Below are 22,309 nucleotides of genomic sequence, written 5' to 3'. Positions count from 1 at the left end.
CTAACCTTCCACAACTTCTATACCCATAGATTTTGCAGTGCCTATAACCATCTTCACTGCTGAATCTTCATTATCCACTTTCATATCAACCATCTTACACTTTGCCACTTTAATGATAGCAGACATAGATAATTTAGCCACTAATTCTTTACCAGAATTACCAGAACCTTTACTTAATTTAGCTTCCTGCTTAAGCAAATAAGCCACAAGCGGACCGCTGACAGTAAAATCATGAGAGCGATCATCCTTTATGGAAATTCTCACTGTTACTAAATCACCTACTTTATAACTAGCGTTAGCAGCGCTAGTAGCTTTATTAAAAGCTTCACAAAATTTAGGAACAGGTATACCACGCGGGCCAAGTACTGAAGCAATTTTCGGTCCTGGAACTGCTTTTCCAGCTTCCATAAGCAAGTTAATCTTAGCAACTACATTACTCATAATTAATCCTCTATTTTCTCTACTTGAGCCAAATCAAGCTCTATTATTGTTGGCTTACCTAAGATTGATACTTCAATATTAATAATTTTTTTCTCATCATTTACCATATCTACCTTACCAGTAAAATTTTGAAAAAGACCATCATTAATTTTTACTTTTTCACCTTTCTCATAACCATAACTCAACTTTTTCGTTTCTTGAGCATTGTAAAGCGCACTACACATTGAGCGAATCTCATTATCCTCAATCACCTTTGGAACATTACCATTTTTCAAAAATCCATAAACCTTAAGAGATTTTGGTATATTATTAATAAAATTTAATACCTCATCGCATAAATTCATGTATAAAAAGACATAACCAGGAAAGGACTTCCTTCGTTTAGCATTTTTTTTAGATTTTAAATCCATCTCACTTAATTCTTCACAAGGAATAAAAACCCTATTAAAATAATTATTAATATTCAATCTCATAGAATTTTCTAATATATATTGGCGCACTTTCTCTTCATAATTAGAGGCAACTCTTAAAATGTACCACTTATATCTATTAAATTCCTTACGTTTTAAAATTACCTCATCATCTGAAATCATCTCAAAATGACCAGACTCATCACCACAAAACCCAGTCATTTGATTCAAAATATTTTTGCTTTCATCACACAGATGCATACATATATATACTTCACATAACTCTTTTATATCAGATTTTACATCACATACTGTCTGATAAGGAATAAACACCTCCTTAAAGTAAACAGTATTGGTTGCCAACTCGCATATATCCTTCTCATACCCGTAATCGACTTTAATGATATACCATTTATACTTATATTCCATAAATAATTCCAAATAAAGTCTTAATTACGTAAAGAGACATAAAATCTACGAAGCAAAAGAAAATCGAAAAGCATAATATAACAGTTATTACAATAAACAAAGATGACAATACCTGCTGTTTTTTTATCCAAGCAATTCTCCTTATTTCTTGCTTTATATCGCAAAAAAAAACATACAGGTTTTTTAACATTTCTACCATAATATTAATGCAGGAGCGATAGGAATTGAACCTACAACCTCTGGTTTTGGAGACCAGCGCTCTACCAATTGAGCTACACTCCTATAATTCAAAGTTTACTCTAAAATTTCCGAAACAACGCCAGAACCAACAGTTCTACCACCTTCTCTTATCGCAAAACGTAATCCTTTATCCATTGCTATTGGTACTTGCAACTCCACTTCTATACTTACATTGTCCCCTGGCATTACCATCTCCTTTCCATCTAGCAATTTTATGCTCCCAGTTACATCCGTTGTCCTTAAATAAAACTGTGGCTGATAATTTCCAAAAAATGGTGTATGCCTTCCTCCTTCTTCTTTCTTCAATATATACACCCCCGCATTAAATTTCTTATGCGGGGTTATTGTCCCTGGTTTTGCCAATACTTGCCCTCTCTCCACTTCTTCTCTCTTTGTTCCTCTTAGTAGTATTCCTACATTGAGTCCTGCACTTCCCTTATCTAGCAACTTCTTAAACATCTCAACACCAGTACATGTCGTCTTTTGCGTCGCTTTCAGACCTATTATCTCTATATCATCCCCTGTCTTTATCTCCCCCTTCTCTATTCTTCCTGTTACTACCGTCCCCCGGCCCGATATTGAAAATACATCTTCTATTGGCAACAAAAACGGCAAATCTACAGGCCTTGGAGGTACTGCCACATACTCATCTAACTTCTCCATCAATTTATCTATTGATTTCTTTCCATACTCACTACTATCATCCTCTAATGCTTTTAACGCAGACCCAACTATCACAGGCACTTCATCACCTGGAAATCCATACTTACTCAGCAACTCTCTCACTTCCATTTCTACCAAATCTATCATATCAGCATCAGCAACATCAGCTTTATTTATATATACCACGATATATCCAACACCCACCTGTTTTGCCAGCAATATATGCTCTCTCGTTTGTGGCATCGGCCCATCAACCCCTGACACTACCAATATCGCTGCATCCATCTGTGCTGCACCTACTATCATATTCTTTACATAATCAGCATGTCCAGGGCAATCAACGTGTGCATAGTGTCTCTTTTCTGTTTGATATTCAACATGCGCTGTTGCTATTGTTATACCTCTCTTTCTCTCTTCTGGCGCTTTATCTATTTGATCATATGCTACAAAATTACCATAATGCTTTGTTATCGCCGCTGTTAACGTTGTCTTCCCATGATCCACATGTCCTATCGTTCCCACGTTTACATGCGACTTTCCAAATGCTTCTACTATCGCTGTCATAATTACTAACCTTTAATTATACTTTAACTTTAACTCATCAACCACATATTGTGGCACTTGTTCATAACAAGAAAAATGCATACTATACTGAGCTCTTCCCTGAGATATAGAACGCAAAACATTTATATAACCAAACATATTTGCAAGAGGAACCGAAGCAGTAATTATTTTGCTATTATTACCTAAATCCAGCATATCAACAACACTGCCTCTTCTACTATTTATATCACCCATAACATCACCCATATATTCTTCAGGAGTAATGATTTCCACTTTCATTATAGGTTCTAGCATTTTTGGACCAGCTTTATTTGCCATTTCCTTAAAAGCACCTTTAGCAGCAAGTTCAAAAGCCAAAGGACTAGAATCAACATCATGAAAAGCACCATCAAGAAGAGTAGCCTTAAAATCAATCAATGGAAAGCCGGAAATTATACCACCTTCTTTTATCAACTCTAAGCCATTTTGCACTCCAGGTATATACTCTTTTGGAATAGCACCGCCTACAATTTTACTTTCAAACTGAAAGCCAAAACCAGGCTCAAGAGGTTCGAATTTTATTTTAACTTTAGCAAACTGACCAGCACCACCTGATTGTTTTTTATGAGTGTAATCAATTTCAACAGATTTAGTGATAGTTTCACGATATGCAACTTGAGGCGCACCAACGTTAGCTTCAACATTAAACTCGCGCTTCATTCTATCAATAATAATCTCAAGATGCAGCTCACCCATACCTTTCAATATAGTCTGCCCACTCTCTGCATTTACTGACATCCTTAAAGAAGGATCTTCTGCAACCAATCTATTCAAAGCAACACCTAATTTTTCCTGATCTGAGGTGGTTTTCGGTTCTATAGCAATTTCAATAACAGGATCAGGAAATTCCATACGCTCTAATAGTATAGGAAAATCAGATGAACATAAAGTATCACCAGTAATTGTTTTCTTTAATCCAACTAAGGCAACTATATCACCAACTTTAGCTTCGTTTATATCTTCTCTGTTATTTGCATGCATAAGCAACATTCTACCAATTCCTTCAGTCTCATTCTTTCCAGCATTTAACACAGCAGATTTAGATTTTAACTTACCGGAATAAATACGAATAAACGTCAAGCTACCTACAAATTTATCCGTCATCACTTTAAACGCAAGAGCAACGAATTTCTCTTTTTCTGAAGGTTTGATCTCAATTTTCTTTTCTGAATCTTTAGGATCAGTTCCAATAATTACATCAACATCAATAGGAGAGGGTAAAAAATCAACCACACCATCTAAAAGTGATTGCACGCCTTTGTTTTTAAAAGCTGACCCACATAATACAGGGACAAATTTTCCTTTAATGGTCCCGCTTCTCACACACTTTTTCAACAAATCAATTGGCAGATCGTTAGATTCAAAGTAAGTATTTATCGCCTCATCATCCATTTCAGCTGCAGCATCTAATAAAAGATTTCGATACTCTTGAGCCTTATCAAGCAAATCAGAAGGAATATCTTCATAAGAAAATTTAGCGCCTAATGTTTCTTCTTGCCATATAATAGCTTTCATAGAAATAAGATCGATTATGCCTTTAAAATCTTTCTCACTTCCTATTGGCAACTGAATAACTAAAGGTGATGCGCCAAGCTTCCTTTTTATCATATCGACACATCGATAAAAATTTGCCCCGATTCTATCCATTTTATTAACAAAGCAGATACGAGGAACGTTATATTTATCAGCTTGACGCCAAACTGTCTCAGACTGAGGCTCAACTCCAGCAACTCCATCAAATACAGCAACCGCACCATCCAAAACCCTCAAAGATCTCTCAACTTCAATAGTGAAATCAACATGACCAGGAGTATCTATTATATTAATCCTATGATCATTCCAAAAACATGTTGTTGCAGCAGAGGTAATTGTAATGCCACGCTCCTTCTCTTGCTCCATCCAATCCATAGAAGCTGCACCATCGTGCACTTCACCAATCCTATTTTGTTTGCCAGTATAAAATAAAATACGCTCTGTTGTGGTGGTCTTGCCAGCATCTATATGAGCCATTATTCCTATATTTCTATACCTAGATATTAAAACTTCCATACCACAATCAATCAGCTAATATTAAAAACGAAGATGAGAAAATGCCTTATTAGCTTCAGCCATTTTATACTTTTCTTCACACATCTTAAATGCACCACCACATTTATTATAAGCATCTAATATTTCAGACTGCAAACAATAAGCAGTAGTTCTACCGCTCTTTTTTCGAGCAGCAGAAGTTGCTCTAGCAATCCACCTTAATGCCAAAGAAATTGCTCTATCTTGACGAATTTCAACAGGGACTTGATAAGTTGCACCACCAACACGCCGAGAGCGTACTTCTATAGAAGGGGTAACATTTTCTACTGCTGTTTCAAAAATTGATAAGGCATCTTTGCCTATTTTCTTTTCAGCTAAGGACAAAGCACTATAAGCAATCTTTTCTGCAATAGATTTTTTACCACATTTCATAATTATATTAATAAAACGCATAAGCAAGACACTACCATAACGAGAGTCAGGGCTTGTTCTTTTTTTTGCTTTATTACGACGCGCCATAAATTTTAACCAGATTTCTTTACACCATATTTTGAACGAGCTTTCTTTCGATTTTGCACACCACGTAGATCAAGAGCACCTCTTATTATGTGATAACGTACACCCGGCAAATCCTTAACTCGCCCACCACGTATTAAAACAACAGAATGCTCTTGTAAATTATGACCTTCGCCAGGTATATAAGCCGTCACTTCACCGTATCCACTAATCTTTACTCTAGCTACCTTACGTAGTGCTGAATTAGGCTTTCTAGGAGTTGTAGTATATACCTTAGTGCAAACACCCCTTCTTTGAGGATTGCATTTTCCCAAAGCTGGCACCTTCTTCTTGCGAGTTAACCCTGATCTACCTTTACATATTAATTGATTTATCGTAGGCATATACTGTAAACTTAAAACTCTAAAAATAACTAAGTCTTAGTTATAAAATAATAAACCTCAATAGTCAATATAAAAATAAACATTACTACTCTAATAATCTCAGCCTAATTGCTTTGAAAGCTACTGATAATTATATGCTAAAGCGCATATTGGTTTTAATATTAAGAAATTATCACTTGCTGTGGTCTAATTAATATAGATATGGAACAAGTAATATACTGTGATGGCTATCAAAGAATATGCAGAAAATAATGCTTATAATAGAGCCAAGAGCTTCTAACATTAATGCAAAAATACCAACCGAACTAACCGAATTACCAGTAAAGCCGGATGATTTTTACAATCCTACTCTTGACACTTAGATTTAATGCAGCTACCCTAAGTTCAAAATTCTATACTCAATTTTGCTGTTCTTGCATACAAGGAACACGTTTTTAGAATAATGAAAACAATCAGCGCTTTAATTAAAGAAGGGTCAAAGCTACTATCATCACATAGAATTGAATCGCCACATTTGGATTGTGAAATCATCATGCAGTACGTACTTGGAGTAGAAAGATCATTCACAATCATGAATCACATCAATCAGGTACCAAGAAACAAAGAACTTCTATTCTGGAAATTAACAAAAAAAAGAGCAGAAAGATATCCAATATCGCAAATAATAGGTAATCGTGAATTCTGGAGTAAAAATTTTATAGTTAACCAACATGTTCTAGATCCAAGACCAGATAGTGAGACAGTAATTTCAACAGTGTTAAAATATTACCAAAATAAGAAGCAAAAAATAAAAATTGCAGATTTTGGCACAGGCACAGGCTGTTTGTTGATCTCCGTACTTAGTGAGTATGAATATGCTATTGGAGTTGGTTTTGAAAAAAGCCTGGAAGCATACAAAATTACCTGCCAGAACACAAAGAAACATAATCTTCTCAACAGAGCTAAAATATTTCCAAATTCGTGGACAGAATGCAGAGATTTATTTGATCTCATAATAAGCAATCCTCCATATATTAAAAGAAGTAAGTTAAAAGATCTGCAAGCTGAAGTGCAAAAAGAGCCAAGAATTGCTCTTGATGGTGGTATCGATGGATTGAGCTGTTACCTGAGTATTTTTCCAATATTGAAAAAGTGCCTTAAAAAAGATGGGTTTGCGATACTGGAAATAGGCGAAGATCAAAGCAATATTGACAAAATAATACCCTTATATGGACTGGCTTTTCAGGAATACGTATACGACTTGGCTGGAATGAAAAGATGCATTGTTGTAAAGCAAGATAAAGAACATGACTAGTAGAACGCTAGCTTTCTAAGAACCTGTTCATAATCTCAAGAAAGGCATAAAGTAAGAAATAGAGTGTATAAATTAGGATATATGAGGAGTGTATACCCAAGTGACATAAGTCGAGAGAAGTTTGAGATTATTTCACCAGATCTGGAGTCTTGTGGAAAAAACAAAACCAAGAAAACTTGATTTGTATGATATATTTTGCGGAGTGTTGTACGCCCTAAAAAGTGGTTATCAGTGGAGGATGCTACCAAAAGAGTTTCCAAAATGGCGCAATTGTTATGATTATTTCAAAAATGGAGTGAAAAAGTAAAAGGAAATAAAAAAAAAGTATTTTGGAGTGCATGTTAAAAAAAATAGTTAGTGTAGTCCGACAAAACAATGTTTGGAAAGAAAAAATCAGCTTTTGCATAATTGACACTCAGAGTGTAAAGAACGCAGACACTGATGAAGAAAAAGGCTATGACGCTGGTAAAAAAATCTCAGGAATAAAACGCCATATCGCACAAGATATAGATGTTTGCTATTTATTCTTAAGCTTGGGAGTGTTAAATAGCATTTTACTTTTTTTAGTATGTAGAGATTTTCTAGGAATTATTCTATTGAATTCTATGATATTATTTTTTGTAACATTGTTATACATACCATAAGAGTGAACTGACGAAATTTGTAAAGGAGTTTTATGGCTTAGCTACATGGTACTAACACTCAAGTAAATTTTCATCAATGACGCAATTTGCTATGTCTATATCTCACATAGCTTACAACTTGCTTTACTCCTTTTACTTTTCTTGCAATTGCTATTACAGCTTTTAATTCCGCCTTATTTTGAGCTATACCCATCAAATAAACGACTCTATCAACTGTATTAACGCTATAATTAATTGATTTAATATTTCTTTTTCCCAGAAGCCTCGTGCTTATCTCTGCTGTTATCATACCATCTACAGTAACATCTAGCATAGAAGCCATTTTAATTGGTGTGACTCTTATTTCATTTATCACTTCTTTAATCTCTTTTTGCTGCCAAGCTATTTTCTCTGCTGTGAGTTGCTTTTCATGATTATCAACATTTCCAATGAGTAATACTCTTCCTTCACTCACTTTAACTTTTATAGATGAGAACAGTCCGTGTTTTAAGAGTCCCTTATTGATTCTTATTACTATAGTTGTATCATCAATAATGTTTCCCAAGGATTTATCTTGCATTGTTATTGCTGTAGCCGCTGCAGTTGCTGTTACCACTATACCACTCACAAGAGTCGTACAGCCACTCTGTGTAATCAGAAAAATTGCGAGTAAGAAGCTTGCTATTAATCTCATTATTAATTTCCAGAGTTTAGAGCTTTAATTAAAGAATATTAATAAGCTTTTTTTATTGTGTAAATACTATAAATTGAATAAGCCTTGAATATTTCTAAGACAGTACTTATCTCAATAATGTTAGTTAAAGTAATTCAGGCTTAGATTCATAGTGGAGTTAACCAGTATTATAAGTTCAGTCTGTGGTACTAAAATCTAATCTTTAAATTGCATAAGATGAAAGAAGTGGTTATCTATAAGTTAATGAAGGGTTCTTGCGGATATGGCGAAATTGGTAGACGTGCCAGGTTTAGGTCCTGGTGAGCTTGCTCGTGGGGGTTCAAGTCCCTCTATCCGCACTTAAAGTCATGTAACTCAGGTTTTAAGAGAAAATTTATAATCACTAAGTACACTTTTGTTTGTATAAGAACCTGTTCTTAAGGATTGTATTTAACTTAAATTCTGGTAAAATGGCTTTATTAAAACATAAATAAAATATTGATAACAGGTTGTAATGTCTAGTAATATAACTCAAAATGCAGTCGAAGCAGATACATTAAGTAATATATATACCTATAAGGAACTTAGTGTAGATAAACTAAAGTATGAGTATGAAATCACAGTTAGTAGTGATTATATAGAACAAAAGATAAACTCTAGATTACAAGAAATAGCGAAGGATGCAAAATTGCCTGGATTTAGATCCGGAAAGATGCCTTACGATCTTGTTGTTACAAATTATAAAAACGAAGCTTTGGAATATGTGATAAAAGATACGATTGACTATTGCTCAAGTGATTTAATGAAAAAAATCGAAGTTAAGTCTCACATCCATCCTAAGGTTGATATTATGTCATTACCAAACCTGGATAAAAAGGATGAAAAAGGCGACTTTCTGTACAAATTATCTTTTGAATCGATGCCAAAAGTGCCAGTAATAGATCTTGATAAAATAAATTTGAAGAAAGTTAAGGCAAAAATCAAAGAGGGAGACATAAAAGAATTTATTGATTCTATAAAAACAAAATTTCCTAACTTTGTCTCTGTTGATGATGCTTCTTATCAAGCAAAAAACGAGGATAAACTGATAATTGACTTTGAAGGGCGAATTAGAAATAAGCTCTTTCAAGGTGGAAGTGGCAAAAATTTTACTGTTAATTTAGGATCTGGAACATTTATAAATGGTTTTGAAGATCAATTAATTGGCATGAAAAAAGGGGAAACAAAAAGCTTTAAGTTGAGATTTCCTGAAGATTACCAGGTAATTTCCCTTGCGGGGCAGGAGGCTGCTTTTTCTGTTCGAGTTAATGATATTCAGATTGCCGAAGATTTGCAAAGTGATAATGAAATAGCTAGGAGAATTGGTTTTGAAGATCATTCTTCGCTAATAAATCATGTAAAAGAAGTAATTGATAATCAGTGTAAAGAAATGGGAGATCTCTTAATTAAGAAAGAGCTATTTGATTGTTTGGATGCTAGTTATAGTTTTGATTTGCCTATAGAAGTAGTAAAACAGGAACAGCAGAGAGTGGAAAGAGAGTTGAATGCTAAAGATGATTCTTGTAAAGAAGCTGAAAGACGTGTAAAGCTTGCAATGCTATTTATGGAGTTCAGTAAAGAACATGAAATATCATTAACTCAAAGTGATATTATGAATGTTATTGTAAATCAATATGTCAGTAAAGATGTATCATTTGACAGAGTATTTAAACATTTTAAATCAGACAGACAATTTCAGGAATTAGTTAGAGGGCAAGCGCTTGAGTATAAAGTGACAGATTATATGATAGAAAAAGCTAGTAAAGAAGAACAGATTGTTTCTGTGAAAGAATTAAAGGAATTATTTGATAATATTTGATAGGAAAAGGTATGACTCTTATACCAATTGTAGTTGAACAAACTAGTCGCGGTGAGCGGGCTTATGACATATATTCAAGGCTAGTAAAAGAAAGAATAATTTTCGTAACTGGCCCTATTGAAGACAACATGGCCAGCGTAATAGTAGCACAGCTTTTATTTTTAGAATCGGAAAATCCTGATAAAGACATTCATATGTATATTAATTCGCCAGGCGGTGTTGTAACTGCTGGTTTATCAATCTACGATACAATGCAGTACATAAGTCCAGACGTTTCAACTTTATGTATAGGTCAAGCTGCATCTATGGGTTCTTTGTTGCTTGCAGCTGGTGCGAAAGGTAAGCGCCACTCTCTACCTCATTCAAGAATTATGATACATCAACCATCTGGTGGTTATCAAGGTCAAGCAACTGATATAGAAATACATGCTAAGGAAATTTTGCGAATTAAGAAAAAGCTAAATCAAATTTATGAAAAACATACTGGGCATTCACTCAAGAAGATTGAAGGAATGATGGAAAGAGATAAATTTTTGGATCCTATAGAAGCAATGAAACTTGGCTTGATTGATAAAGTAATAGCTGAGCGTAAAGATATGAAGATTGAAAATATTAAAGTTAAACAAAAGGTAGTTTAATGGATAACAATAATGATTTACACTACTGTTCTTTTTGTAATAAGGCACAAAACGAAGTAGATAAATTGATTACTAACTCTTCAGATGGTTTAAAGGTGTTCATTTGTAATGAATGCATAGAGTTATCCCATAAAGCAATAAGTCAAAAGAAAGAGAGAGCTTTTAATTCAGATCATATATCTGATATGAAGCTATTACTAAAGAAACCTGAAGATATAAAAAATTTTCTTAGTAAGCATGTTGTAGGTCAGGAACATGCGCAACACGTTTTATCTGTGGCTATGTATAACCATTGTCAATCCATGGTGCAACTTCATTCTATAAGTGATATTGAAATTGAGAAGTCAAATATAATGCTTATTGGCCCTACTGGTTCTGGTAAGACTTTGCTAGCAAAAACACTTGCTAAAGTTTCAGATGTGCCATTTGCTATGGCCGATGCGACAACTTTGACTGAGGCAGGTTATGTAGGTGATGATGTAGAAAGCGTGTTGTCACGTCTATTACAAGCTGCAAATTATGATGTTGCAAAGGCACAGCATGGTATAGTGTTTATCGATGAAATAGACAAGATCACAAGAAAGTCTGAAAGCGCTTCAATAACCCGTGATGTTTCAGGTGAAGGGGTCCAACAAGCTCTACTAAAAATCATGGAAGGTACGGTTGCTTATGTTCCTCCACAAGGAGGGCGAAAACACCCGCAACAAGAGTTTATACAAGTAGACACTAGTAACATACTATTTATTTGTGGAGGAGCTTTTGAAGGCCTAAATAAAATTATTGAGGCAAGAAAAAAGGGAACATCAGTTGGCTTTGGAGCAGATATAAGTCAGTCTAAAGCACAAAAGAAAAAAAATGCTTTACGCGATGCTCAACCTGAGGACTTAATCAAATTCGGTTTGATACCCGAATTTGTAGGACGGGTTCCAATAACTGCTGTTCTAGATGAGCTGGATCACGAGGATTTAATACATGTGTTGACAGAGCCAAGAAATGCGCTAGTAAAACAATATAAAGCATTGCTTGCATTTAGTAAAGTAAACCTTGAGTTTTCAGATGAAGCAATATCAGCTATTGCTAAAAAAGCTATAAGCTATAAAACAGGTGCAAGGATGTTACGTGCTATCTTAGAGTCACTTTTGCTTGATGTTATGTATATATCCGGCAACGGAGGTTTTGAAGGTAGCACTATAACGGTTACTAAGAAAATGGTAGAATTAGGCAAAGCGACGATTAATCATAATAATAAGGGTAGTGTTATAACGGTTAATGATTAATTTGAGGCATATATTATGAGTATTGGACGTGCTGTAAACTTTAATTCTACTGTATTACCAGTATTACCTCTAAGAGATGTAGTAATTTTTCCAAATATAATGTTGCCTTTATTCGTAGGTAGAGAAAAATCTGTTCATGCACTAGAATATGCAATAAGTAGCAGTAGTCACCAAAACGAGATTTTTCTCATAGCACAAAAAGATGGTTCTATTGATAATCCAGAGCCAGAGAATCTTTATGAAGTAGGCGTGTTAGCAAACATTATACAACCATTAATAAAACTGCCTGACAATGCAGTAAAAGTCATGATTCATGGGGTAAGAAGGGGAAGAGTTATAGAATATATTAGCTCTCACACTTTGTTACAGGCCAGAGTAGCGTTAGATGGTCATTATGAGTATGGAGAAAATGAAGATAATATTGATTTAGAAGCTTTAAGGCGTTCTGTTATAGATGCATTCGACAATTGGTGTAAACTAAGCAAGAAAAGTCGACCCGAGATTATTATTGACCCCATTGATCAAGTTAAAGAGGTTAATCAAATTGTAGATATGATAGCTTCGCACTTAAATATAAAGGTATCAGATAAGCAAAACATACTTGAAGTTTATAACCCAAAAGAGCGTTTAAAAAAAGTTTTTGCTCTTATTGAGAGAGAAATAAGTATTTTGAGTGCACAAAACCGCTTGTATAAGACAATTAAATCACAGGTTGAAAGTACTCAAAAAGTTTACTACCTTAATGAGCAATTAAAAGCTATACAGAAAGAATTAGGTGAGTTTGAAAATGGAGATGAAGGGAATATACTCAATGAATTTGAAAAAAAGATAAATGAAACAAAGCTTTCTGAGGAAGCAAAAGAGAAAGCCATAACTGACTTAAAGAGATATAAGAAAATGAATCCCATTTCTCCTGAAGCAACAGTTATATCTAGTTACTTGCATTGGTTGCTTGATTTACCATGGGGAAAGTACAAAGATGCAAAAATTAACTTAAATGCGGCTAAAAAAATCTTAGATGAAAATCATTATGGCATAGAGAAAGTAAAAGATAGAATAATAGAATTTTTAGCAGTATTAAAGAGAGTAAAAGAGATAAAGGGTCCTATACTTTGCTTAGTTGGACCACCTGGTGTTGGTAAAACTTCTTTAGCTAAGTCTATGGCAAAAGCAGTAGGAAGAGATTTTGTTCGCATATCTCTTGGTGGTATACGTGATGAGTCTGAAATACGAGGACACAGAAAAACTTATATTGGCTCAATGCCTGGTAAAATCATTCAACACATGAAAAAAGCTAATTCATGCAACCCGCTTTTTCTGCTTGATGAAATAGATAAGATGGGTTCTGATTCGCGTGGTGATCCTGCATCTGCATTACTTGAGGTTTTGGATACTGAGCACAATAAACACTTTACGGATCATTACTTGGAAGTTGAATTTGATCTTTCAAGTGTAATGTTTGTAGCTACGGCAAACAGCTTAAATTTGCCACATCCTTTGCGTGATAGGATGGAAATTATACAATTATCTGGATATAGCGAAGATGAGAAGATCAGTATTGCTACGCATCACCTTATTCCAAAATTTAAAAAAGAGCATGGTTTGCATCAGAAGGAGTGGAAAATAACTAATGAAGCATTATACGAGTTGATACGTTTATATACACGTGAGAGCGGCGTGCGAAGCATGGAAAGGGAACTTGCAAAGCTCATGAGAAAAGCAGTTAAAGCAATATTAACTGATAAAAATAAGAAAATATCCGTAGAGGTTGGTAATTTACAAGATTACCTAGGGGTACGTAAGTATACCTTTGGCATTGCAGAAAATGAGAGTTTGGTAGGGGTAGTAACTGGTCTCGCCTATACTGAAACAGGTGGTGATATTTTAATGATAGAGTCAGTCCTAATTCCGGGCAAGGGGGAAATAAAATACACAGGAAAGCTTGGAGAGGTTATGCAAGAGTCTATAAAAGCTGCGTATAGTTATGTGCGATCAAATTGTTTATTTTTCGGTATAAAACCCGAAAAATTTCAAAATAATGATATACATTTGCATGTACCTGAGGGTGCTGTGCCAAAAGATGGTCCCTCTGCTGGCAGTGCAGTATGTACATCTATTGTTTCTCTTATGACAAATATACCAGTTAACAAAAGTGTTGCTATGACAGGTGAAGTAACATTGCGTGGTAGAGTGTTGGCTATTGGGGGTTTGAGAGAAAAATTGCTTGCTGCGCTAAGAGGATCAATCAAAACTGTGATTATACCAAGTGAAAATGAGAAAGATATGCAAGAGATTCCTGCAAATATAAAAGAAGAAATCAATGTAATTTTTGCTGAGAATATTGATGAAGTTATAAAAGTTGCTTTGATGCACCCTATTACTTCAATTGATGATAATAACGAAATTAGTGTGTCTAGCTCCATAGAAAATAAGGATAATACCTTCCCTTCATCAGAAACATTAAAGCACTAAATTGAAAAGGTTTATGCAATTTTCGTTTCTTTTTTTTAACCTCAAAGCTCTGATTTGAATATATAAATTACAAGTAACATATATGGCAATTTCATAAGTTCATTTTTCAAGCATATATTGCAATATCTCACTAGCAATTGCAACATCTTGGCGTGGAGTTTTACCATGTTCTATAAACACTGAGATTGCATAGCGCGGATCATGGTAGGGGCCATAAGCGATAAACAATTTATGACTTTCACCTTTAGAGTTTATCTCTGGTGTTCCGGTTTTGCCAGCAATTTGTATACTGCCTAGTCCTTTTCTATAGTTAGAATTCACCACGTCAAACATAGCTTTTCGAACCACACTAAGATGCTCATGATTCACATCAATATCAAGAAAGTCTTGCCCTGATTTACTCATCTCAATGTGGGGAATTACCTCCTTTCCTGTTGCAACCCTCGCTGCAAGAACCGCAAGCTGTAATGGCGTTGTAAGTAAATACCCTTGTCCTATAACTAAGTTAATGGTATCACCTAAATACCACTCTGAATATAGCTTGCGTGCACGCCAATTCATGTCAGGCAACAATCCCGGAGCTTCTTCCTTAAACATTCCAATTAATGGTCCACTTCCTATACCAAATTTGCTAGCCATTTCTAGTAGAGAATCTACATTTATTTTTTTTCCTATATTATAAAAGTAAGTGTTGCATGAGAGAGCCATTGCCTCATTTAAAGATACATATCCATGAACTTTGCTTTTCATGCAACGAAATTTCCGCTCACCTATCTTCATATATCCCCTACACGAGAATTTTTCTTCTGGTGTTATTATTCCATCTTTTAAACCCGCAAGCGCATCTATTATTTTAAATATTGAACCAGGTGGAATTTGATATGATAATGCACGGTTTACAAGCGGTAACGAAGGAATATTTAAACTTTCCCAAGTTTCATTTGATAATCTGCTAGTGAAAAGATTATTATCGTAAGAAGGTGAGTTATACAATGCTAAAATTTCTCCGTTATTTACATCAATTACCACTGTGGAACCTTGGTGGTCTTTAAATATCTCTGCGATTTTTTTCTGTAAATCAACATCAATTGTCAGCTGTACATCTTGTCCGTCTTGTTGAGGTATGCTAGACAACTCTCTCATGATACGCTTCTTAGAATTTATTTCCTGCTCAGACTTGCCTGTCCTGCCTTTTAATATATCATCATATGTATATTCAATGCCACTAACCCCTGCTTCGTTTATGCCTTGCTGTCTTTTCGTGTATCCGATTATATGAGAACATATCGAACCAAATGGGTAGTAACGTTTATAAAGAGCAGTTATTCTTCTTTCTGATGATTTTATCGCATCAGGTTTAATTTCTGATAACATCTGCAAGTCAACTTCCCTAGTAAAGTTTTTTTGCCCATCAAACAAAACAATATACGAAATTTTGTTTACTGCGAGTTCAACGCTATTCCTATCCAAAATCCTGCCTCGTTTAGGCACAATAGTAACAACTTTTATCCTATTATTATTGGATAGCACTTCATATTTTTGTCTATCTCGTACTTGTAAAGTATACAACCTACAACTAAAAATAGCAGAAATAGTAAGCTGAATACCACCTAATATGAATAACCTACGGTTGAAGACCTTGTTTTTTGTCCACATAGAATTCCTTTAGAACGCACTCATCCTCCTTTTATTGGCACATTTCTAGCTTTCACTACATCACAAACCCTTTCTTCCCACTCACTTAAGGTAACAAGTTTGTAACCCGATTTTTTTAGTATTTCAATAATCTGAGGTAAAGCTTCAACTGTATTTGATTTGTTATCGTGATCATGGAACAATATAATCGCTCCATTATGTACATTGCTTAAAACTCTTTCAACCAAAATCTCTGATTTATCACCTTGCCAATCCAGAGAATCGACTGTCCATAATATGGAATACATATTTAATCGATTAGTATTTTCGATCAAATTATCGTTATGACATCCATATGGTGGGCGAAACCATTTTACATTCTGTTCTGTTGCATTTTTAATTGCCACATTTGTCTTTTCCAGTTCTTGCAATTGCTCCTCACTTGAAAGTGATGTCAACTTCCTATGCGACCAAGAATGATTACCTAATTCATGACCTGCTTCATGGATTTTCTTTACTATCTCATATGTTTTTTTATTTATGCGTTCACCAAGCAAAAAAAATGTCGCTTTTGTTTTATTGCTCTCCAGGATATTAATAATATCTCCTGATCTATTATAAGATGGACCATCATCAAACGTAAGTGCAACAAACTTATCTTTGTTATTCAATAATTTCTTTATATTACTTAAATTTCTATATGATAGATCCAAATCACAACTGAGCCCACGATACGGTAAGTTAAAGTTACAATCACTACAGAAAACTGCGCTTGAGTATAGCAAAAGGAAAGCGATTATCCTTATAAACATATATAATCAGCAAAGTGCTAGAATACCTTACTTTCTTGCTAAGTTAAACCACTTTTAACAGCTACTGTTTACTTCGTCATTTTCTCAATATAATATATTAATAATTTTATATAATATATTATGATTGCAAACATAAACACCGTTGCACTTCAGGGAATCAGCACAGTAAATGTCAATGCACAAATTCACATGGCAAATGGTATTCCAGCTTTTAAAGCAGCAAGGACAACATTGCAAATTTAGAGTTCAAAAGGGTTATTCCTCGAGAACTACTGCGTCAGAAAGCTGGCGTTGAATTTGTATATAATGTTGATCTTGGAGGTTTTTATGAATAATAGTGAGAGAAAAGAGAAATTAGAAACTCGTATTCTATCAAGCAGAGGTAGATCTTTGCTTGACTATGAGCTACTGGAACGTAATCTATCTGCATACACAGAAGGAAGAGAAGTTGCCAAAAAGCTAATGGAGCTCTTTAGTAGTTTAGGGAGAGTAATTAATGCTGATTTTCATGAGCTAAAAAATGTTACAGGAATGAACGATGGAGCAATAGCAAGTATCTTTTGCCTGAAAGAGATTTTTGATAGGATATTGAAAGGTAAGTTAAAAAAGCTGTCGATTCTTGATAATAGAGAAGAGCTACTAAAATACTTTAAAGCAGCAATAGGGTAGTCAAGAAAGGAAAGCTTACGAGTGATATACTTAGATAGAAGTGGTCATTTAATATATGAGTATATTCAAGACTGTGGAACTATAGACAGAGTACCTCTGTATGTGAGGGAAATAATAAAACAGGGATTACTGATTGACGCATCATCTGTTGCAATTTCACATAATCATCCAAGTGGAGATATAGAGCCATCTAAAGAGGATGAAGATAACACACTTACATTAGCTGCAACCTGTGAAAATGTAGGAATGAAATTAATAGATCATATAATCGTAACACAGAAGAGCCATTTTAGTTTTTATGACAGTGGTTTATTGTAATCTGTAGACTGGAAGGAAAGTTCTCTAGCTTTCCTTCTTTTTTTCCACTTCATAAATTAAAAAATTCAATATAAGCTTGAACAGCTAAAATTAGTAATAAAAAGTGGAATTAGGCAAAAAAATAAAGGAACTTAGGTTATACTGTGGTTTAACACAAACTGAGTTAGGAAAAAGAATAGGTGTTTCATATAGGCAGATACAAAGGTACGAAAATGGTTCAAACCACATTTTGGCTAGTAGACTATACGACTTAGCAAAAGCTCTATCGATTAATGTGGCTGATTTTTTTACTGATGTGCATGACGACTTACATGAAGCTTATGATGAGGAGATATTAAAATTAGTCAAAGGATACAATGAAATTAAGAGCAAAAGGTTACGTAGTGTAGTTTATATATTGGTAAAATCTTTTTCTCAAAGTATATTATCTGATACGTAAAATGACCATACAACATCCTATCGATAAGCAAATAGGTGAAAGAATAAGGAAAAGAAGGCTAATATGTGGTTTTAGCCAAAGGGACTTAGGAAAAAAGCTTGGAATTTCATTTCAGCATATACAAGGATATGAAACTGGAGAGGTAAGGCTTGTAGTTGATAGATTGTATAATTTGGCAGAAGTTTTGTCTGTTGATATGTCATATTTTTTTACCAAAGCCTCTGAAGACTTGCATGATAAGGCCTTCTGTAGCGGTGTGGGCAGCGAAGAAATATCAAGATTAGTAAGAGAATATAGAAAAATTAAAGATGAAACATTGCGTGATATTGTGCATTCAGTGATAAAGGCTCTTGCTAACAAATAGTACAAATTTTAAAATTCAGGTATTTTTTATAATATAAAACACTTCTACAAGCAATACTAATTAAGGTAAATTTTTTATGGTAATCTTAATTAAGGGAACGTTCAAAGAAGTGTGTCAAACCGAAAAAAAAGTAATAAATTGATATAAAAAAATGGAGGTTTGACAATGAGTCAGAAAGTAGTAAACAGAACTACCGGTTTGGTAGATTATAAAGAATTAGAAACAAATATCCTGTCATCTATACGAGAAGGAAGACCATTGACAGGAAGAGATGGAGCATTAACACCGTTTATGTAGTTAGGTGGGAGGGTTAACACCCTCGCCTTGAGGCGAACACTTTAGTATAATGCACTTTAGTGTTCGACTACTTTAGTATGGATTACAAGCATAGCTCTCATAGTACGTTTGATTTAAAATACCATTTGGTATTTTGTACTAAATATAGACATAGGGTACTTACAGGTCAGATAGCTACACGCGCTAGAGAAATTATTAGAGAGATATGTACTACAAACTACGTAGATATTATAAGCGGTTCCTGATCATATACACATGCTAGTTTCTATGCCTCCTAGTATAGCTCTCTCAAAATTAGTTCAATATATCAAAGGTAAGAGCAGCCGTAAGCTCTTCCAAGAATTTCAGCAGCTAAGAAAAAGATATTGGGGGCAACATCTTTGGGCAAGAGGATACTTTGCTGTCACAGTTGGTAATGTCAATACTATAGATGTTCAAAAATACATCGAAGGGCAGGAAACACACCACAACAAAGATACTAATTTTAATATTTCAGAGTTTTAAAACTCATAATCTGCTTTACAAGCTTCTTTTCATACCACCAGCTTTAGCTGGTTGCAGTTGATAAAAAGGCTGCTAGAGGCAAGTCTGGAAGTGAAATAGAAAGCCACATGTCAGCTAAAAGTGAAGAAAATAACCATGGGAGAAACGCAAAAACTTTACGCACGAGTGCAGGCTCATTTGAGCTGCTAACACCAAGAGATAGGGAGGGAAGCTTTGAACCGCAAATAGTCAAAAAAAGACAAACAAGCCTACATCCAGAACTTGAAGCAAAGGTCTTAAGTACATACGCCAGTGGCATGGGATACAGAGACATAGCTTCACACGTTGAGGAAATATATGACCATAAAATATCAGCAGCAGAGATATCCAGTATTACTGATAAACTGCTACCAATAATCAATGAATGGTGCAGCCGTCCACTGCAATCAGTATATCCAATAGTGTTCATGGATGGCATGTTTTTTAAGGTTAAGGAGGATGGACATTGTGTAAGCAAGTTTATGTATAACATATTAGGCATAGATCAAAATGGCAGAAAAGAAGTATTAGGTTTTTATTTGGCTGAAAGTGAGGGAGCTAATCTCTGGTTGGGAGTGCTAAATGACCTCAAAGAAAGAGGAGTAGAAGATATTCTAATTGCCTGCATTGATGGGCTAAAAAGCTTTCCTACAGCTATAAATAGTATATTTCCTAAAGCAGAAGTACAACTATGTATAGTGCATCAGATAAGGAATTCACTGAAATATGTATCTAGCAAAGATGTAAAAGTTTTCATGAATGATTTGAAAAAAATATATCGTGCTTCAAGTAAAGAGATTGCTGAGAATTATTTGCTTGAGCTGGAAGAAAAATGGAGTGAAAAATATCCCTTGGTTACAAAATCGTGGCAAAACAATTGGGAAAATTTATCTGGTTATTTTAAGTATTCTGGGCCAGTTAGAAAGCTGATTTACACTACCAATCCAATTGAGGGATGGCTTTGTTGCATAGCTAGTGTTGGTTGAGGTTATTGTAAGGAGAAAAGCTTATGGTTACTAACGCATTTTGTTGTAAAATAGGCATTTTTCAAACAAGTATAACTTATGCCACAAAAAATGAGAGTAAGTAACCAAAGAGAATATAATGAGTTTCTAAAAAAAAGAGGAAATGTTTTTCATTTTGTTAATCAAGCCATAGAAAATTGGTATGAAAATAGTCCAAAAGTTGCAGGTGGCAATAACACTTATAGTGATAAAGTTGTAATTTTAATACACATAATAGTTCATCTTTTTAGAATTGGCTTGAGACAAGCTGTAGGTTTTGTAAAAGGTTATATGGTACAAATAGGCAAAAAACTTAAGATTATCAGCTATACACAAGCTTCCAGAAGATTTAAAAAGCTTAATTTGAAGATTGATGACCATAGAAGCAATAAAGATGATCTGGAAAATGTTGAAATTGCTGTAGATAGCACTAGAGTTAGTATCTACAATAATAACGGTGGGCATAGTAAGCTTAATATTCGAAAAAGAAAATACAGTGGTTATGGTCAAGTAAGAAAATTACATGTTATTTTAAACATAAATGATAAGAAAGCAATAAGCATGAACTACACTAGTGGTGTTGCTGTAGACTATTTGCCGGTCTGCGATATGTTAGAAGAAGTCAGTGATAAATATAACATTTGTTCTATTCGAGCAGATGCGGCTTATGATATAAAAAGTGTGTATAAAGAATGCAGAAAATACAATATTGTGCCTATTATTCGCCCTAGGAAGGATACTAAAATTTGTTTAGCTGACTACTTATCAGAAAGAAACAAGTATATTAGTAGAATTAGGTCATATGAGAATTATGAAGATGGTATTAATGAATGGAAGAAAAAAGTTAAGTATGGAGCACGGTCTTATATTGAAGTCTTTTTCTATAGGTTGAAGCAAATATTTGGGTTTGGCTTGAAAAATAAATCAGAGGTAAATCGTGAAAAAGAGCTGTTAATTAAGTGCTACTTACTGAACAAATTTACTGATATTGGTATGGCTAAATTTAAATTAGCTGCGTAAGTTCATTGTGATTTACATGCCTATCAGTGCTATGCAACAAAGCCATCCCGGATGCAGGGTATGTTCAACGTTCTGAGTTTTCCCCCAACTTTTGGTATTTCCTTTCTCCGGTTCCTATTTGGGCTATAGGTTTTGGTTATTAGTTCATGTCTTATTTGCTGAAGATACTTTTCTAAGCCTTCTGCCTCTATCGATTTGAATGTTACCCCATCAATTCCTGGTGCCCCATTGCTTTTCTTTGTTAGCTTATATGCTTCTTCTAGTGTCTCCATCTTGCAGACGTGTACATAGATTCCCCAGAATCGCCATTCCGGTTCTGCTTTCGCTTTGATATATATCTTTCTTCTCAGGTCTTGTAATTTTATTGGCATTTTTGTCATTTTTACCTTTACCTTCCTTTTGTTAAAAGATCTCTACTAGTAGGGTGCCTTTGCTCCATGGGCGTTACCCCACTTCTTCGCTACTACACACCCATCCGCCACCCTTTCATCTTCGGTTCTTTTCCTGTTTTCCAGTTATAGAACCTACCACTCCAAGGTATTTCTCCTTGGGATGAGGAGGGCTTCTCCAGTTGCTTTGTATGTCCTCATTACCATGCTATCACTACCACCCCGCTGAAGTAGAACAATTGTATCAGTCGTTTTTCAACTGCCTATTCTGCTTTCGCCCATTGACCGCTGG

General features: G+C 34.7%; 22 protein-coding genes, 2 tRNA genes and 4 pseudogenes. 16 read left to right on the top strand and 12 right to left on the bottom strand.

All coding sequences use genetic code 11. The features are described from left to right. The 8 genes from OPR58_RS03895 to rpsL form a co-directional block, all read right to left on the bottom strand. Window positions 1-441, bottom strand: coding sequence for a 50S ribosomal protein L11 (locus OPR58_RS03895; protein ID WP_265023048.1), 441 nt, complete (start codon window positions 439-441; stop codon window positions 1-3). Between the two features lie 2 nt (window positions 442-443). Next, entirely contained in the window at window positions 444-1,280 is an 837-nt protein-coding gene (nusG, locus tag OPR58_RS03890; RefSeq protein ID WP_010406831.1) for a transcription termination/antitermination protein NusG, read from the bottom strand. Continuing rightward, window positions 1,270-1,470 (bottom strand): preprotein translocase subunit SecE, encoded by a 201-nt coding sequence (secE, locus tag OPR58_RS03885; RefSeq protein ID WP_007301991.1) that lies wholly within the window; start codon window positions 1,468-1,470, stop codon window positions 1,270-1,272. The genes nusG and secE overlap by 11 nt, the downstream gene beginning before the upstream one ends. Window positions 1,471-1,489: 19 nt before the next feature. Further along, window positions 1,490-1,562, bottom strand: a tRNA-Trp gene (locus OPR58_RS03880). Window positions 1,563-1,574: 12 nt separating this feature from the next. After that, complete coding sequence (gene tuf, locus OPR58_RS03875) at window positions 1,575-2,747, bottom strand: elongation factor Tu (RefSeq protein WP_265023047.1); 1,173 nt, start codon at window positions 2,745-2,747, stop codon at window positions 1,575-1,577. A 12-nt stretch (window positions 2,748-2,759) separates the two neighbouring features. Further along, complete coding sequence (gene fusA, locus OPR58_RS03870; protein ID WP_265023046.1) at window positions 2,760-4,835, bottom strand: elongation factor G; 2,076 nt, start codon at window positions 4,833-4,835, stop codon at window positions 2,760-2,762. Window positions 4,836-4,856: 21 nt separating this feature from the next. Further along, window positions 4,857-5,333: a 30S ribosomal protein S7 gene (rpsG, locus tag OPR58_RS03865; RefSeq protein WP_265023045.1), complete on the bottom strand. Its 477-nt coding sequence runs from the start codon at window positions 5,331-5,333 to the stop codon at window positions 4,857-4,859. A 5-nt stretch (window positions 5,334-5,338) separates the two neighbouring features. Then, entirely contained in the window at window positions 5,339-5,713 is a 375-nt protein-coding gene (gene rpsL, locus OPR58_RS03860; RefSeq protein WP_010406837.1) for a 30S ribosomal protein S12, read from the bottom strand. Between the two features lie 442 nt (window positions 5,714-6,155). Here rpsL and prmC point away from each other — a divergent pair, with 442 nt between their 5' ends. Next, window positions 6,156-7,007, top strand: coding sequence for a peptide chain release factor N(5)-glutamine methyltransferase (prmC, locus tag OPR58_RS03855; protein WP_139686898.1), 852 nt, complete (start codon window positions 6,156-6,158; stop codon window positions 7,005-7,007). 81 nt (window positions 7,008-7,088) lie between these two features. Beyond that, window positions 7,089-7,513, top strand: a pseudogene (locus OPR58_RS03850) (transposase); the annotation flags it as partial. Window positions 7,514-7,724: 211 nt separating this feature from the next. Here the strand turns inward: OPR58_RS03850 and OPR58_RS03845 are convergent. Beyond that, window positions 7,725-8,324: a BON domain-containing protein gene (locus OPR58_RS03845; protein ID WP_010406846.1), complete on the bottom strand. Its 600-nt coding sequence runs from the start codon at window positions 8,322-8,324 to the stop codon at window positions 7,725-7,727. Between the two features lie 256 nt (window positions 8,325-8,580). On the opposite strand from OPR58_RS03845, the gene OPR58_RS03840 reads away from it, so the two are divergent. From OPR58_RS03840 to lon, 5 genes are all read left to right on the top strand, one after another. Next, window positions 8,581-8,662: transfer RNA gene (locus OPR58_RS03840), tRNA-Leu, on the top strand. Window positions 8,663-8,817: 155 nt separating this feature from the next. After that, window positions 8,818-10,161 carry a trigger factor gene (gene tig, locus OPR58_RS03835; RefSeq protein WP_265023044.1) on the top strand — a complete coding sequence of 448 codons (1,344 nt, stop codon included), beginning with the start codon at window positions 8,818-8,820 and terminating at the stop codon, window positions 10,159-10,161. Window positions 10,162-10,172: 11 nt separating this feature from the next. After that, a complete protein-coding gene (gene clpP, locus OPR58_RS03830) occupies window positions 10,173-10,799 on the top strand; it encodes an ATP-dependent Clp endopeptidase proteolytic subunit ClpP (RefSeq protein ID WP_139686893.1) in 627 nt (208 codons plus the stop codon). After that, window positions 10,799-12,076, top strand: a complete 1,278-nt coding sequence (gene clpX, locus OPR58_RS03825) for an ATP-dependent Clp protease ATP-binding subunit ClpX (protein WP_010406852.1) — start codon at window positions 10,799-10,801, stop codon at window positions 12,074-12,076. Before clpP ends, clpX begins: the two co-directional genes overlap by 1 nt. Before the next feature lie 15 nt (window positions 12,077-12,091). Continuing rightward, window positions 12,092-14,548: an endopeptidase La gene (lon, locus tag OPR58_RS03820; RefSeq protein WP_265023043.1), complete on the top strand. Its 2,457-nt coding sequence runs from the start codon at window positions 12,092-12,094 to the stop codon at window positions 14,546-14,548. Between the two features lie 99 nt (window positions 14,549-14,647). Here the strand turns inward: lon and OPR58_RS03815 are convergent, their stop codons facing one another. Then, the gene (locus OPR58_RS03815; RefSeq protein ID WP_265023042.1) at window positions 14,648-16,204 is read right to left on the bottom strand and encodes a penicillin-binding transpeptidase domain-containing protein; all 1,557 of its coding nucleotides are present in this window, start codon (window positions 16,202-16,204) and stop codon (window positions 14,648-14,650) included. 20 nt (window positions 16,205-16,224) lie between these two features. Next, a complete protein-coding gene (locus OPR58_RS03810) occupies window positions 16,225-16,896 on the bottom strand; it encodes a polysaccharide deacetylase family protein (protein ID WP_265023041.1) in 672 nt (223 codons plus the stop codon). A 219-nt stretch (window positions 16,897-17,115) separates the two neighbouring features. Between OPR58_RS03810 and OPR58_RS03805 the strand changes: the two genes are divergently transcribed. The 9 genes and pseudogenes from OPR58_RS03805 (at window position 17,116) to OPR58_RS03765 (ending at window position 21,628) form a co-directional block, all read left to right on the top strand. After that, the gene (locus tag OPR58_RS03805) at window positions 17,116-17,238 is read left to right on the top strand and encodes a hypothetical protein (RefSeq protein ID WP_265023040.1); all 123 of its coding nucleotides are present in this window, start codon (window positions 17,116-17,118) and stop codon (window positions 17,236-17,238) included. 84 nt (window positions 17,239-17,322) lie between these two features. Then, window positions 17,323-17,664 (top strand): JAB domain-containing protein, encoded by a 342-nt coding sequence (locus OPR58_RS03800; protein WP_265023039.1) that lies wholly within the window; start codon window positions 17,323-17,325, stop codon window positions 17,662-17,664. Window positions 17,665-17,685: 21 nt separating this feature from the next. Beyond that, the gene (locus OPR58_RS03795) at window positions 17,686-17,982 is read left to right on the top strand and encodes a JAB domain-containing protein (protein WP_265023038.1); all 297 of its coding nucleotides are present in this window, start codon (window positions 17,686-17,688) and stop codon (window positions 17,980-17,982) included. Between the two features lie 103 nt (window positions 17,983-18,085). Next, entirely contained in the window at window positions 18,086-18,421 is a 336-nt protein-coding gene (locus OPR58_RS03790) for a helix-turn-helix domain-containing protein (protein WP_265023037.1), read from the top strand. Between the two features lies 1 nt (window position 18,422). Continuing rightward, window positions 18,423-18,785, top strand: a complete 363-nt coding sequence (locus OPR58_RS03785) for a helix-turn-helix domain-containing protein (RefSeq protein WP_265023036.1) — start codon at window positions 18,423-18,425, stop codon at window positions 18,783-18,785. A 165-nt stretch (window positions 18,786-18,950) separates the two neighbouring features. Further along, a pseudogene (locus OPR58_RS03780) lies at window positions 18,951-19,079 on the top strand (IS256 family transposase); the annotation flags it as partial. Window positions 19,080-19,159: 80 nt separating this feature from the next. Beyond that, a pseudogene (gene tnpA / locus OPR58_RS03775) lies at window positions 19,160-19,586 on the top strand (IS200/IS605 family transposase). Window positions 19,587-19,646: 60 nt separating this feature from the next. Next, window positions 19,647-20,560 (top strand): annotated as a pseudogene (locus tag OPR58_RS03770) (IS256 family transposase); the annotation flags it as partial. 108 nt (window positions 20,561-20,668) lie between these two features. After that, window positions 20,669-21,628, top strand: coding sequence for an IS5 family transposase (locus OPR58_RS03765; protein ID WP_265022212.1), 960 nt, complete (start codon window positions 20,669-20,671; stop codon window positions 21,626-21,628). 29 nt (window positions 21,629-21,657) lie between these two features. Here the strand turns inward: OPR58_RS03765 and OPR58_RS03760 are convergent, their stop codons facing one another. Continuing rightward, a complete protein-coding gene (locus OPR58_RS03760) occupies window positions 21,658-22,008 on the bottom strand; it encodes a reverse transcriptase family protein (RefSeq protein ID WP_265022300.1) in 351 nt (116 codons plus the stop codon). Window positions 22,009-22,309: the final 301 nt, after the last annotated feature.

Origin of the sequence: Wolbachia endosymbiont (group B) of Ischnura elegans (assembly GCF_947251585.1) — a bacterium.
In the GTDB taxonomy this organism is placed as follows: Bacteria; Pseudomonadota; Alphaproteobacteria; order Rickettsiales; family Anaplasmataceae; genus Wolbachia.
Note: the sequence above shows the minus strand (reverse complement) of the source record. Positions and strands in the feature narration are given on the sequence as shown.